Below are 13731 nucleotides of genomic sequence, written 5' to 3' on the forward strand. Positions count from 1 at the left end.
AAAAACCCGCGCCGGACGGGCGCGGGTTCCAAATGTTTGAAATCAGACGGAATTAACCGCGGATGATCGAACGGCCGGCGTAGCGAGCCTGCGGGCCGAGCCCCTCTTCGATGCGGATCAGCTGGTTGTACTTTGCGAGGCGGTCCGAGCGCGACAGCGAGCCGGTCTTGATCTGACCGCAGTTGGTGGCAACCGCGAGATCGGCGATCGTCGAGTCTTCGGTTTCGCCCGAACGGTGCGACATGACGGCGGTGTAGGCTGCCTTGTGCGCGGTATTGACGGCGTCCAGCGTTTCCGTCAGCGAGCCGATCTGGTTGACCTTGACGAGAATCGAGTTGGCAACGCCCATGCGGATGCCGTCGCGCAGGCGCGCGGAGTTGGTGACGAAAAGATCGTCGCCGACCAGTTGAACCTTCTTGCCGGCCAGATCGGTCAGGGCCTTCCAGCCGTCCCAGTCGTCTTCCGCCATGCCATCCTCGATCGAGATGATCGGGTACTTGGCTGCGAGTTCTGCCAGGTATTCGGCCATGGCGCCCGGCTCAAGCGTCCGGCCTTCGCCTTCGAGAACGTACTTGCCGTCCTTGAAGAATTCGGTCGATGCGCAGTCGAGGCCAAGCGAGATGTCGTCGCCCGGCTTGTAGCCGGCCTTCTCGATCGACTTCATGATGAAATCGAGCGCCTCAGGCGCGCTCTTCAGGCCCGGTGCGAAGCCGCCTTCGTCGCCGACATTGGTGTTGTGGCCCTGCGCCGACAATTCCTTCTTGAGGACGTGGAAGACTTCCGAACCCATGCGGACCGCTTCGCGGATCGAATCGGCGCCGACTGGCAGGATCATGAACTCCTGGAAGTCGATCGGGTTGTCGGCATGCGCGCCGCCGTTGATGATGTTCATCATCGGGACCGGCAGCAGGTGCGCGCTGGCGCCGCCAACGTAGCGGTAGAGCGGCAGGCCGGAGGCTTCGGCTGCAGCCTTTGCGACGGCGAGCGAAACGCCGAGGATGGCGTTTGCGCCGAGGCGGGACTTGTTCGGCGTACCGTCCAGCTCGATCATCAGATTGTCGATCTGGATCTGGTTTTCGGCATCGATGCCGCCGATTGCGTCGAAGATTTCCGTGTTGACGGCCTCGACGGCCTTTTCGACACCCTTGCCGAGATAGCGCTTTCCGCCGTCGCGAACTTCGACGGCTTCGTGCGCGCCTGTCGAAGCGCCCGACGGAACCGCCGCTCGGCCCATGCTGCCATCTTCAAGATAGACGTCGACTTCGACGGTGGGGTTGCCACGGCTGTCGAGAATCTCGCGGGCGATAATATCGGTAATTGCGGTCATCGGCTCTTCCTGCTCGAGGGTGGATAAATCGTTTGAAATTCGTCTTAGTCGAAGACGCGCAAATTACAATCGCGGTTTGCGCGTCCTCAATGACGATCGTCGTGCGTGCCCTATTACACGATCATGTCAGTCTTTTGAACGTCAGTTCTTGGCGATCGCATCGAAGGCCAGCAGCTTTTCGAGAAGGCGCGGCATATCCTTGAGAAAGACCATGTTCGGACCGTCCGACGGCGCGTTGTCGGGATCTTCATGCGTCTCGACGAACACACCTGCAACGCCGACGGCAACGGCCGCGCGTGCCAGCGTTTCGACGAATTCGCGCTGGCCGCCGCTGGAGCCTCCCTGTCCGCCAGGCTGCTGGACCGAATGGGTCGCATCGAAAACCACAGGCGCGCCCATGGCCGCCATGATCGGCAGCGAACGCATATCGGAAACCAGCGTGTTGTAGCCGAAGGAGGCGCCGCGCTCGCATAGCAGAATGTTCGGATTGCCGGTCGAATTCAGCTTGTTGAGAACGTTCTTCATATCCCAGGGCGCCAGAAACTGCCCCTTCTTGACGTTGATCGCGCGGCCGGTCCTGGCGGCAGCGACCAAAAGATCCGTCTGGCGGCTGAGGAAAGCCGGTATCTGCAGAATATCTACAACGGTCGACACTTCGGCGCACTGCTCTTCCGTGTGGATGTCGGTCAGAACGGGAAAGCCGTATTCCTTCTTGAGATCGGCGAAGACTTCAAGCGCCGTCTGCAAGCCGATGCCGCGTTGTGCTGAAAGCGAGGTGCGGTTTGCCTTGTCGAAGGAGGACTTGTAGACCAGTCCGATGCCGAGCTTGTCGCAGAGTTCCTTGAGTACGCCGGCGACCATGAACGCATGATCGCGGCTCTCCATCTGACAGGGGCCGGCGATCAGGGACAGTTTGCCGCTATTCGAAAATACAACCGCGCCGGCACCCTCGCCAACTGCGACTTCGGAGTTTGTCTGGCTCATCACTTCTCCTCGAAGGCAAAGAGCGCGCCCTGCCCGGACGCTGCCTTTACCAGAATTCGATTGTTCTTGCGCGTGTAGGTGATCCCGTTAGCAGCCAAATGCGCTTCTGTCACGGCGAGATCGCCGACCTTGAACACGATGGCAACGCCGCGCAGGCCGCGATCGGTGCCGGGCGCGGCGAGATCGAAATAGGCATTCAGTCCATCCGGCGAAAGAATGCTGATGCGAACATTGGGCGTGGCAAGGCTAATGCCAAACGCTTCGTCCCGGACCAACGGCGCCGAAGAGGAAAAGCGCAGGAACAGGCCGAACGCCTTCGGGTCCGGCGCGGCGAGCACGATCTCGGCGATCCCGGTCACGCCGTTGGTATGCGTTTCCAGCGTCTTTCGGTCTGGAGGAAGTGCATTGATCCGCTGGCAGGTGAAGAGAAAGAAATCGGGTGCACGAAGGTCCGCGGCGAAGGCGAGCCTAAAAGCCGCGGTCGTCTCGGATCCATCGGGCATCTTCATCGGACGTTCAAACTGCAGCATCTCGCCGCCGCTTATCCTGTCGGCATGGAAACGGGCGTGGTCGCGATCGGCATCCGTCGTTGCCAGGACGACTGCCGAGAGGCCGTTCTCGCCGCACCGGAAGCGGAAGGCGCGATCGCGCGCTGTAAAGACGTTGCCCTTCTTGATCGACGCCTCATACGCATCCGCACTCGCGATTGCGAGCGGCTCGAGATATGTTTTGTCGGCGAAGAAGATGCAGGCGTTTTCTGTACCAAACGGGTGGCGCGCATCGGCCGCCACGGTGAAACCGAGCTTGCCAAGGCGTTCGCGCGCCAGGCCGACATTGGCGACAGGCAGGACAACATGGTCCAGCGGACGGGCTTCACTCATGGCAAATCCTCTTCCGAAATTCGCGAATGATGTGCGCTGGCTTGCACGACAATGCAAGAGGCCTCAGCGGCATACGTCGAATGAAGTGTAAAAACGCGACAAATCGGAGCCAAGTTTTACGAAAATTTAGGTACTTGCGGAACACATATGGAACATATAGTGTCTGTTCTGGCTTTGTTTCACGACTCTGGGGTTGACTTCGATGCTCACACGCAAGCAACAGGAACTTCTTTTATTCATTCACGAGCGAATGAAGGAGTCCGGTGTCCCCCCTTCCTTCGATGAAATGAAGGATGCGCTGAACCTTGCGTCGAAATCGGGCATCCACCGGCTGATTACGGCGCTCGAAGAGCGGGGGTTCATTCGCCGACTGCCCAATCGAGCCCGCGCACTCGAAGTCATCAAGCTCCCGGAAGCGTACAATCCGAGCCTTCAACCGCGACGTGGGTTCTCGCCGAGCGTCATCGAGGGCAGCCTCGGAAAGCCGCAGATGGTCGCGCCCGCCGCACCGAAGCCGGCTCCCAGTGCCGATAACGGCAATTCGGCCTCCGTGCCTGTCATGGGACGCATCGCAGCAGGTGTTCCGATTTCAGCCATCCAGAACAATACCCATGACATCGTGGTTCCAGCCGACATGCTTGGTTCGGGCGAACACTATGCGCTGGAGGTCAAGGGCGACTCCATGATCGATGCCGGTATCTTCGACGGCGACACTGTCATCATCCGCAACGGCAGCACAGCAAATCCGGGTGATATCGTCGTCGCGCTTGTCGATGACGAGGAGGCGACACTGAAGCGCTTTCGGCGCAAGGGTGCCTCGATCGCGCTCGAAGCCGCGAACCCCGCCTATGAAACGCGCATCTTCGGGCCTGACCGCGTCAAGGTGCAGGGCAAGCTTGTCGGCCTCATCCGCCGCTATCACTGATTGCCATCATGATGAAAGCGCGCTCGGCGGAGACGGCAAAGCCCGAAATGAGCCAATAGGCCGCAACGCCAGAAGCGCACCTGATGCTGCGATCTACTTTGCCGGATAGGCCTGCGCGAAGGCTGGGAAGAGCCCGGACGGCGACCGCAGCCCGACAAATCAGATGCCGGCCGAGAGCGCCATGTTCAGACCGGAAATCTCAACGATATGGGCGAGTGCGGACTGGCGTTGCGCCTCGGTCGTTTCCGGAGAGATGGCGCGTCGTTCATCTGTTACCAGCGATGCCGCAAAAGACACCTCTATCGCCCGGCAGGATTGATCGGATACGATCGCCGATGCCGCTCCTTAGCCGGTAGAGCCACTCCATTGCCTCATTCTGCGTAGAGAGAAACCATTGACGCCCTCCCCGTCGAAGTGGGCGGAGAAGGCAAGTCGTTCAGGCCTGGAAGTGCAGGCCCCGCCGGCGGCATCAGCCGGACGCGCCTTGTAAGCCAGGCACCGACTTCCAGCGGCGCGCAGCCGTGCGCGACCAGGGACACGTGCGTCGGCGCACGCCTCACCCTCGAAGCATTTGTCTCGGTCACGCCCACGATGTAGCGCCATCGGCCCTTGTCGTTCCCTTCCCGACGCTCGACGCGCCCAGTCAGCGTGGTCGTCACGACGGAATCCAGGATCACCGTTCCCGCGCGCCGGGTTTCCAGATGGGCTGCCGGCGACGATCACGCACAGCAAGCCGGCCAGAGCGGCTCGCCGGACGATCATGCGCCGGATCCCGGCCGCCAGCATGACCAAGAGCAGAACGACGAACCGTGCCGCGAGCCGCGTCGAAGCAACGTCGGAATCGAACTTGAACCACGCGACCGCGCCTGCTCCCAGAAAGACCGGCGAGATCAGGGGAGTACCGTCCGTGATCGAGTTCCTCGCCCAGCGCGAGGCTGCGCCCGGCGGCGTCATATCTGCGAGTGGCGCGTTCGGTTCTTGCCGTCCAGCGAGAAGCGGATTGCGTCTGCGCGGGCCGTATCCTTATGGCACGGCCGTCCTCGTCAGGAAGAGCGCAGAAATTTTGCGGGCGCGCCGCCTCCGACGCTGCCGACCCCGCTTCGATCGTTTTCGACTCCGGCATGCGTCCGCACCCGCAAGCCACCCTTACCCGCAACCAGAATGCAGGCTTCCGACGCTTCAGGTAACAATAATCGATTGAATTCCGAAGAGAAATCGGAACGCGGAAAAGACAAGGATAATCATCGGCTTCCGCTATGCGCGGCGGGCATCGCTGCGCTGCTTAAAAGTTGATACTGCGATGCACAAAATGGCGTCGAGAGAACTTGGCATTAACCGCGCGATCATATAGCTATCGCAGACGACGCTTAACCCTATGGCGCTTTTATGGCGCCACCCGCCAGTTTGGAGGATCACAATGACGGATCGAAGCGCAACACTGAAACTTGGTGACAAGTCGGTCGACCTCGCCGTGAAAAGCGGCACGATCGGCCCTGACGTCATCGATATCGGCGCCCTCTACAAAAACACGGCTTCCTTCACGTACGATCCTGGTTTCACCTCGACCGCGTCTTGTGAATCGAAAATTACCTACATCGATGGCGACGAGGGCGTCCTGCTCCATCGCGGTTATCCGATCGAGCAGCTGGCCGAGCATGGCGACTTCCTTGAAGTCTGCTACCTCCTGCTCTACGGCGAGCTGCCGACCGCGGCGCAGAAGAAGGACTTCGACTACCGCGTTACGCACCACACGATGGTGCACGAGCAGATGTCGCGCTTCTTCACCGGCTTCCGCCGCGATGCGCATCCGATGGCTGTCATGTGCGGCTGTGTCGGCGCACTGTCGGCCTTCTATCACGACTCGACCGATATCACCGATCCGCATCAGCGTATGGTCGCCAGCCTGCGCATGATCGCCAAGATGCCGACGCTTGCTGCCATGGCCTTCAAGTACCATGTCGGCCAGCCCTTCGTTTATCCCAAGAACGACCTGGACTACGCATCGAACTTCCTGCGCATGTGCTTTGCCGTTCCCTGCGAAGAGTATGTCGTCAATCCGGTGCTTGCCCGCGCCATGGACCGTATCTTCATTCTGCACGCCGACCATGAACAGAACGCGTCGACCTCGACTGTGCGCCTCGCCGGCTCTTCGGGTGCCAACCCGTTCGCCTGCATCGCGGCCGGCATTGCCTGCCTCTGGGGTCCGGCTCACGGCGGTGCCAATGAAGCAGCGCTCAACATGCTGACCGAAATCGGCTCGGTCGACCGTATTCCGGAATATATCGCCCGCGCCAAGGACAAGAACGATCCGTTCCGCCTGATGGGCTTCGGTCACCGCGTCTACAAGAACTACGATCCGCGCGCCAAGATCATGCAGAAGACGACGCATGAGGTTCTCGGCGAACTCGGCATCAAGGACGATCCGCTGCTCGACGTGGCAATGGAACTGGAGCGCATCGCGCTTACGGATTCCTATTTCATCGAGAAGAAGCTCTATCCGAACATCGACTTCTACTCCGGCATCACGCTGAAGGCGCTCGGCTTCCCCACGACCATGTTCACAGTCCTGTTCGCCCTTGCCCGCACCGTCGGCTGGATCGCTCAGTGGAACGAAATGATCGAGGATCCCCAGCAGCGCATCGGTCGCCCGCGCCAGMTCTACATCGGTGAGCCGCAGCGCGACTACATTCCGGTTTCCAAGCGCTGATCGGTGGCTTCAGACGTCAATCGGCGTCACAAGCCAACAAAAAAACCCGGTCAGAATTGGCCGGGTTTTTTCTTTCGGAGAACCTCCAGGACGATCTCGGCGGCGTGTTCGCCCGGCGGCTTTTCTGTTCGCATCCGCTCCCAGACGAGATCGTAGCCTTCCATCATGGATCTGCGCGGCAGGGTGTCGGTGGAGAGCTTTTCCATCCACCGCGTGAAGCTTGCGCCGCGCACGACCTCGTTGATGTATTCAGGGACCACGGCGTAGTCGGCAATCAGGTTCGGGATGGCTGCAGTCCAGATCTTGATGCGGCCTGTCAGCAGCTTGATGATCCAGTCGGTCTTGTACGCGGAGACACAGGGCACCCCAGTCAGCCCCAGCTCGAGGATGACCGTGCCGGATGCGGCCATGGCCGCATCCGCGTCGGCAAATGCCTGCCACTTTGCATCCGTTCCGGTGACGATATCAGGCTTTGTCGCCCAATCCTTGACCAGTTCGCGAACCAACGCCTCCCTGCGCGATGTCGTCGGCAAGACGAAGCGCATCTCGCCGTTGCGCGCTCTAAGCTCGCTGACGGCATCGCCGAAATACGGAAGCAACTTGGTTATTTCGGAGGCGCGAGAGCCGGGCAACAGCATGATCGTCTTGCGAACATCATCGCGAAGCGGTTTCATCTCGGCCCTGCGGCGGCGCGCCTCCAGCAGCGCCGGTTCCGCCGTCAGGCGATGACCGACATAGGTCGTCGGCGGTCCGCCGAGCGTCCTCATGACCTCGGGCTCAAACGGAAGCACGGCGAGGACGTGGTCGACATAGGGGAGCATGCGCTGCGCCCGGTATTCCTTCCACGCCCAGACGCTCGGGCATACGTAGTTCACCACGGCCAAATCAGGCAACGCCGTGCGCACGCGCTTGGCGACGCGATGAGTGAAATCGGGGCTGTCGACGATCACCAGGACATCCGGTTTCGCGGCGATGATCGCGGCGGCCGTCTGGCGAATGCGACGGACAAGGTTGGGCAGCTTGCCAAGTACCTGCGTGATGCCCATGATCGACAGCTCGGAAAAGTCGAACAGCGACCGCAAGCCCTGTGCCTCCAGCCCCTCGCCGCCAACGCCGATCAGTTCCACCGGACCCGCATATTGCCCCTTTAGGCCCGCGATGAGATCGGCGGCGAGCAGGTCGCCCGAGACCTCGCCGGCTATGATTGCAACCTTCAACGCACGCGCACTCATTCAAGTCCCCAGGAAGGCAATCCGCGATCCAGACCGCAGATGAAGATACCGGCTTCGTTGGCCGCTGCGATTACAGCCACCCGATCGAGGATCAGCGAACGTCCCGCGTCGACGGCGACACCCGCGAGCCCCGCTTTGCGGGCATTCTCGACCGTCGAAATCCCGATGGAGGGCAAATCAGCGCGAATATCCTGCTGCGGCTTGCAGAGCTTCACCAGAACCCCGCGGCGGCGCTGGGAAATCCGCCCCCCTGCGCGCAGACCCGCGACGCGCTCCAGCATGCTGTCTGTTCCTTCCACGCCCTCAAGCGCGACGATGCGTCCACCGACTGAAACGGCACCCTGGCCGACATCGAGCCGTCCAAGCGCCTCGGCCGCCTCACCAGCTTTTGCAATGTCCTTCAGGTCGTCTGCATCAGGCACAACGGCACCGAGCGGCCCGACCGTCGCCAGCAGATCTGGGGCGATCTCCTGCGCCCCAATGACCCGGCGACCGTCTTTCTCGATCAGCTTGATCACCATGCGCAGTACGGTGTCGTCGCCACCAGACATCAGGGTACGAACGATGGAAGGAACCTTGGCCAATGTCTTCAGAGTTGGACGGACCTCACGCCATTCGGGACGACGTCTGACGCCACCTGACATGACCACGCGCTCGATACGGTTGACCTCGAGCAAGCGGTCGATTGCGGCAAAGTCCCCCACACCGACGACAACATGCTCAAAACCATCCCAGGAGCGATCCGTTTCGTTTTTGAGTGCGATGATCAGGGGGGCCTCCCCCCTGATCCGGGCCGCCTCGGCGACATAGGACGGCAGAAAGCCGCTGCCTGCAATAATTGCCAGACGGCCTTTCGCCCTATCGCTGACCGGAGACAAAACTCACCCTTTCTGTCCCCTGGTCGGAGAGGAAAGTGCGCGGTCGCTGTCTGCGGCAATAAAGTCGAGGATATGCATTGCCTGCTCGCAATCGGCATACTCTTCGCGGATGGCCGCGGCATTCTCGCGCAGAGAGCCGGCGCCTTCGAAGATTGCTTTGTAAGCACGGCGAACGACGTGGATGGTGGCGCGATCGACGCCGGCGCGTGTCATGCCGACGACGTTGAGCCCCCCAAGCACGCCCGGATTCCCGTTCAGCATGCCATACGGGATGACGTCGTAGCTGACAGCGGAAAGACCGCCGACAAACGCGTGCCGACCGACGCGCGTGAACTGATGTACGGCCGAACCACCGCCAAGGATGACGCGGTCTTCGATGACCACATGACCGGCAAGCATGACATTGTTCGACATGATAACATGATCGCCGACACGGCAATCATGCGCGACATGCGAATTTGCGAGGAAGAGATTATTGTTGCCGACGATCKTCTTGCCGCCGAAATCGGCGGTACCGGTGTTCATCGTGACACCTTCGCGGATCGTGCAATTGTCGCCCACCGAAAGCGTCGTCTCTTCGCCGCCGTGATGAACGCTCTGCGGATCGCCGCCAATGACGGCCATTGGGAAAATGCGGGTTCCCTTGCCGATCGTCGTCCTACCGGCCACGACTGCGTGCGCAAGCAACTCGACGTTATCGCCAAGAACGACATGCGGTCCAACGTGGCAGAATGGACCAATCTTGGCGTTTTCACCGATGACGGCGCCATCTTCTACGACCGCCATGGCGTGAATATTGGCACTGGCTGCAATTCTGCTCATGCTTCTTCCTTGCGAACGATCATCGCACCAATGTCGGCTTCGGCGACGAGCTTGCCGTCAACCTTGGCGTCGCAATGGAATTTCCAGATGTTGCCGCGCTGCTTTTGCTTGCGCACATGATACTCGACGCGGTCACCGGGCACCACCGGTTTGCGGAAGCGGGCATTGTCGATCGTCATGAAGTAGACCAGATTGCCGCCTTCGCTTTCCTTCCTGGCACAGATCGCACCGGCCGTCTGGGCCATGCCTTCGACAAGAAGAACACCAGGCATGATCGGCTTTTCCGGAAAGTGACCGGTAAAATGTGGCTCGTTTGCCGTCACGTTCTTGATACCAATCGCCGAATCGTCACCGTCGATCTCGATGATCTTGTCGACCAGCAAGAATGGATAGCGGTGCGGCAGGAGCTTCATAATCTCAATGATATCCGCCGAAGAAAGCGACTTCTTGACTTCCTCAGTCATTCTTTTCTCCCGTTTTCTTGGGGCTCGTCGTCCGCATCATCACTGCTGCAACTTCGCGCAGGAAATCATGCACCGGCCGTGCGGGTATGCCTCCATAGCGTTCCCCGGCGGGGATATCGGAGATGACACCGCTCATTGCAGCGATCTGGACGCCGTCGCCAATGGTTATATGGCCCTTAATGCCGCTATGACCACCGATCTGGACGCCGTCGCCGATGACGGCACTCCCGGCGATCCCGACCTGCGAGACGACAGCGCAATGCCGCCCGATGCGAACATTGTGACCAATCTGTACCAGGTTATCGATCTTGGTGCCTTCGCCGATGACGGTGTCATCCATCGTGCCGCGGTCGATCGTAGTGTTTGCGCCGATCTCGACATGATCCTGGATGATGACGCGCCCGATCTGAACGATCTTGATCATTCCACGCGGGCCCGGCGCGTATCCGAAGCCGTCCTGCCCGATGCGGGCGCCGTTGTGAATGATGACACCGTTTCCAACCAGCGCACAGAGAACGCTGGCGCCTGCGGCGATCGAGCAGTTCCGGCCGATCTTGACGCCAGGTCCGATAATCGCGCCGGCCCCGATACGGGTACCCTCGCCTATCTCGGCGTGCGCGCCGATGGCTGCGAAAGGCTCGATGGCGACGTTGTTCTCGAGCCTGGCTGTCGGATCGACGACTGCACGGTCGGACACGCCCGAACCGTCCGACAGAAGTGTCAGCGGCTGCAGTGCTTTCGGATACAGAAGTCCGCCCGCCATCGCGAACGCAGCATGCGCGTTCTTCGACACAAGAACCGGCAAATCAGGCGGCACAATGGACTGTAGGGCGGAACTGCAGAGAACAGCAGAAGCCTCGCATGTCGCGAGTTCGTCCTTGCTTCTCTTCGAGATAACGTAACACAGGTCTCCGGGTTTCGCCCGGCTGACGGGCGAAACCGAATGAATCAGGACGTCGGCGTGCTTGGGGTCAGCAAGCTCTGCCCCAAGATACTGCGCCAGCTCCCAGAGCTTCACGCCATCATGGGGCAGAAAAAAACCAGTTTGCTCCATCGGCAAATCTCCAGAACGGAATTCGAGTGTACGGTTCCGGACTGCCGATATCAGAATTGGTTGTTGATGCCAAACTTGAAGTGCTGAACCTTGTCGAAGTCTTCCTTGAGAACCGGAAGTGCGTAGTCGACACGCAATGCGCCAAACGGCGAATTCCAGACCAGACCAACGCCGACGGACGCACGAATTGCTGCATCTTCGCCGTTCACGAACTCCGGAGAATTGACCGACACTTTGTTTCCGAACAGCGTACCGGCGTCCGCAAACACCGCGCCACGTAGTCCGAAGTCACGCGGCACAAGCGGAAGCGGGAACGACGCTTCTGCCGAAACGGTGAAATAGGTCGTACCGCCCAAAGGATCGTCTGGACCGCCGCCAACGCGCGGGCCGATACCCTTGTTCTCAAAGCCTCTGATATCGCCGTTCGTCAGCGTAAACTGATCGAACACATTCAGATTGTCCTTAAATCCAATGACATAACCGGCGGAACCGGCCACCGAACCGATGATGTCGGCATCGTCAGCCAGCAGATGGAAGTAACGCGCCTTGCCGTAAAGCTTGTAGAACTGGGAGTCACCGCCGAGACCGGCGATTTCCTGCGTGGCGCTCGCGTAAATACCCTCGCGCGGCAGGATCATGTCATCAAGCGTGTTGTAGGTCAGCGTCTGCGAGACTGAAGACTTCACCCACGGGCTGTTCTCGACGAGATTCTGGTACGGCTCCGACAGGTTGGACAGCGATCCGGACGGATCGTACTTCATCTGCTTGTAGTTGTAACGGAACGTCGTCGCTAGGTCTTCCGTGATCGGTGCCGTTGCGCGCAGAACGACGTTGTTTTCCTCGTAGTCGTAGTTGTCGTTGCTCGACGTCTCACTGTGATTGAGATCGAAGCCGACAGCCAGACGATAGCCCAGGAAGTAGGGTTCGGTAAAGTTCAGGCCGTAGGTCCGCGAACCTTCCTGACCGCCACCCGCCGTCACCTTGATGTACTGACCGCGTCCGAGGAAGTTCTTCTCTTCGATCGACGCTTCGAGCAGCAGGCCGTCGCCGCCTGCGGCGTAACCTGCACCGATACCGAACGAACCGGTCGACTGATCCTGCACGTCCACGACGACGACAACACGGTCCGGAGAACTGCCCGGCTGCGTCGTGATATTCACCGACGAGAAGTATCCGAGAGCTTCAAGGCGACGCTTGGCTCTGGTGATCATCTGCTGGTTGAAGGCATCACCTTCGCTCATGTCGAACTCGCGGCGAATGACGAAGTCACGCGTGCGGCTGTTGCCGCGGATCTCGATACGCTCGACGTAGGCGCGCTCGCCCTGGTCGACGAGGTATTCGACACCGATCGTATTGTTGTTCAGATCGCGGTTGCCGCGCGGGGTGACCCGAGCGAACGGATAGCCGGCAGACGCCACCTGATCAGAAATCGCTTCCATCGACTTCTGAACCTTGTTGGCGCTGTAGACATCGCCTTCCTGTGTCTGGACGAGGCCCTGCAACTGCGCGCCATCGACACCCTGAACGGTCGACTGAACGGAAATTGCGCCAAAATCGTAGCGCGGACCTTCCTCGATGTTGAAGGTCAGCGTGTACTTGTTGGTCGCCTCATCGAATGCAGCGTCCGACGAGACGATACGGAAATCGGCGTAACCGCGATTGTAGTAGAACTGACGAAGCGATTCCTCATCGGCATGCAGCTTATCGTCGCTGTAAACGTCCTTGCGCGTCAGGAAGGACAGGAAATTCGAACGCTTGGTATTGATGACGGAAGCCAGACGGCCAGAGCTATAGGCGCTGTTGCCGACGAAATTGATCGCGGCAATCTTGGTCCGATCGCCTTCATTGACGACGAACGCCAGATTGACGCGGCCCTCGCCGAGCGGAACGACCTGCGTCGTCACCTCAACTTCGTTGCGGCCAGTGGCAGCATAGGCGTCCTTGATGGACTGAATGTCGGCCTGAACCTGCGCTTCGCTGTACGGCCCGGATGCATGAGTCTTCACGACAGCGGCAAGCTTGTCGTCCTTGATCTTCCGGTTGCCGTTGAAGACAACCTGATTGACCAGCTGAGCTTCCTCGACCGTGACGACCAGCGTGCTGCCCGAGACGGAAATCTTGACGTCGGAGAAATAGCCTGTGTCGTAAAGCTGCTTGACGGAGTCGTCGATATCCGTGTTCGAGAAGCTTTTCCCGGGCGAAATCGTCAGGTTGGATCGCACAGCCTCCGCGCCGACACGGCTCGCGCCGCGCACATCGACGCGCTGGATGACCGCAGCCTCGGCTGTTGTAGCAGACACGAATACAGTTGCACCTGCTCCCGAAGCAACAACACCAGCAGACAGCGCAACCGCCGATACTGCGTTCAAAAATCTTGAACCAGCCTTCATTTCACCCATTACCTTTTTTCTCGTCCCCGGCTTCAGGCGTCCCCCGATTCCGGTCACGTGTGTCGTT

The 13731-nt window shown here is 60.0% G+C and carries 12 protein-coding genes; 2 read left to right on the plus strand and 10 right to left on the minus strand.

Going from position 1 to position 13731, the window contains the following annotated elements:
- Positions 1 to 52: 52 nt before the first annotated feature.
- The 3 genes from eno to AC1DMK_RS00845 all read right to left on the minus strand — a co-directional run bounded on the left by eno (position 53) and on the right by AC1DMK_RS00845 (position 3192).
- Positions 53 to 1327: a phosphopyruvate hydratase gene (gene eno / locus AC1DMK_RS00835; RefSeq protein ID WP_037061503.1), complete on the minus strand. Its 1275-nt coding sequence runs from the start codon at positions 1325 to 1327 to the stop codon at positions 53 to 55.
- Between the two features lie 141 nt (positions 1328 to 1468).
- A complete protein-coding gene (gene kdsA / locus AC1DMK_RS00840) occupies positions 1469 to 2314 on the minus strand; it encodes a 3-deoxy-8-phosphooctulonate synthase (protein WP_196246746.1) in 846 nt (281 codons plus the stop codon).
- Positions 2311 to 3192, minus strand: coding sequence for a VOC family protein (locus AC1DMK_RS00845; RefSeq protein ID WP_037061500.1), 882 nt, complete (start codon positions 3190 to 3192; stop codon positions 2311 to 2313). The genes kdsA and AC1DMK_RS00845 overlap by 4 nt, the downstream gene beginning before the upstream one ends.
- Before the next feature lie 202 nt (positions 3193 to 3394).
- Here AC1DMK_RS00845 and lexA point away from each other — a divergent pair, with 202 nt between their 5' ends.
- Positions 3395 to 4117, plus strand: coding sequence for a transcriptional repressor LexA (lexA, locus tag AC1DMK_RS00850; protein ID WP_037061498.1), 723 nt, complete (start codon positions 3395 to 3397; stop codon positions 4115 to 4117).
- Positions 4118 to 4276: 159 nt separating this feature from the next.
- On the opposite strand, the gene AC1DMK_RS00855 is transcribed toward lexA, so the two are convergent.
- Complete coding sequence (locus AC1DMK_RS00855; protein ID WP_477856619.1) at positions 4277 to 4414, minus strand: ComEC/Rec2 family competence protein; 138 nt, start codon at positions 4412 to 4414, stop codon at positions 4277 to 4279.
- 1120 nt (positions 4415 to 5534) lie between these two features.
- On the opposite strand from AC1DMK_RS00855, the gene gltA reads away from it, so the two are divergent.
- Positions 5535 to 6824, plus strand: a complete 1290-nt coding sequence (gene gltA, locus AC1DMK_RS00860; protein WP_477856621.1) for a citrate synthase — start codon at positions 5535 to 5537, stop codon at positions 6822 to 6824.
- 50 nt (positions 6825 to 6874) lie between these two features.
- Here gltA and lpxB read toward each other — a convergent pair whose 3' ends face one another.
- The 6 genes from lpxB to bamA are packed head-to-tail and all read right to left on the minus strand — an operon-like array spanning position 6875 to position 13664.
- Positions 6875 to 8056 carry a lipid-A-disaccharide synthase gene (gene lpxB, locus AC1DMK_RS00865; protein ID WP_477856623.1) on the minus strand — a complete coding sequence of 394 codons (1182 nt, stop codon included), beginning with the start codon at positions 8054 to 8056 and terminating at the stop codon, positions 6875 to 6877.
- Complete coding sequence (locus tag AC1DMK_RS00870) at positions 8053 to 8934, minus strand: LpxI family protein (RefSeq protein ID WP_477856625.1); 882 nt, start codon at positions 8932 to 8934, stop codon at positions 8053 to 8055. The genes lpxB and AC1DMK_RS00870 overlap by 4 nt, the downstream gene beginning before the upstream one ends.
- Positions 8935 to 8937: 3 nt before the next feature.
- Positions 8938 to 9756 carry an acyl-ACP--UDP-N-acetylglucosamine O-acyltransferase gene (gene lpxA, locus AC1DMK_RS00875; RefSeq protein WP_477856626.1) on the minus strand — a complete coding sequence of 273 codons (819 nt, stop codon included), beginning with the start codon at positions 9754 to 9756 and terminating at the stop codon, positions 8938 to 8940.
- A complete protein-coding gene (fabZ, locus tag AC1DMK_RS00880) occupies positions 9753 to 10220 on the minus strand; it encodes a 3-hydroxyacyl-ACP dehydratase FabZ (protein WP_037061490.1) in 468 nt (155 codons plus the stop codon). The genes lpxA and fabZ overlap by 4 nt, the downstream gene beginning before the upstream one ends.
- Positions 10213 to 11274 (minus strand): UDP-3-O-(3-hydroxymyristoyl)glucosamine N-acyltransferase, encoded by a 1062-nt coding sequence (gene lpxD / locus AC1DMK_RS00885; protein WP_477856629.1) that lies wholly within the window; start codon positions 11272 to 11274, stop codon positions 10213 to 10215. Before lpxD ends, fabZ begins: the two co-directional genes overlap by 8 nt.
- 50 nt (positions 11275 to 11324) lie before the next feature.
- Positions 11325 to 13664: an outer membrane protein assembly factor BamA gene (gene bamA, locus AC1DMK_RS00890; protein ID WP_037061767.1), complete on the minus strand. Its 2340-nt coding sequence runs from the start codon at positions 13662 to 13664 to the stop codon at positions 11325 to 11327.
- Positions 13665 to 13731 lie beyond the last annotated feature (67 nt).

The sequence above is a fragment of the Rhizobium sp. 05L419 genome, from assembly GCF_056397845.1.

Excerpts from the sequence above, each read along its gene's own strand:
- eno (WP_037061503.1), bottom strand. The coding sequence starts at position 1,327 with ATGACCGCAATTACCGATATTATCGCCCGCGAGATTCTCGACAGCCGT.
- AC1DMK_RS00845 (WP_037061500.1), bottom strand. The coding sequence starts at position 3,192 with ATGAGTGAAGCCCGTCCGCTGGACCATGTTGTCCTGCCTGTCGCCAAT.
- lexA (WP_037061498.1), top strand. The coding sequence starts at position 3,395 with ATGCTCACACGCAAGCAACAGGAACTTCTTTTATTCATTCACGAGCGA.
- lpxB (WP_477856623.1), bottom strand. The coding sequence starts at position 8,056 with ATGAGTGCGCGTGCGTTGAAGGTTGCAATCATAGCCGGCGAGGTCTCG.
- fabZ (WP_037061490.1), bottom strand. The coding sequence starts at position 10,220 with ATGACTGAGGAAGTCAAGAAGTCGCTTTCTTCGGCGGATATCATTGAG.
- lpxD (WP_477856629.1), bottom strand. The coding sequence starts at position 11,274 with ATGGAGCAAACTGGTTTTTTTCTGCCCCATGATGGCGTGAAGCTCTGG.
- bamA (WP_037061767.1), bottom strand. The coding sequence starts at position 13,664 with ATGAAGGCTGGTTCAAGATTTTTGAACGCAGTATCGGCGGTTGCGCTG.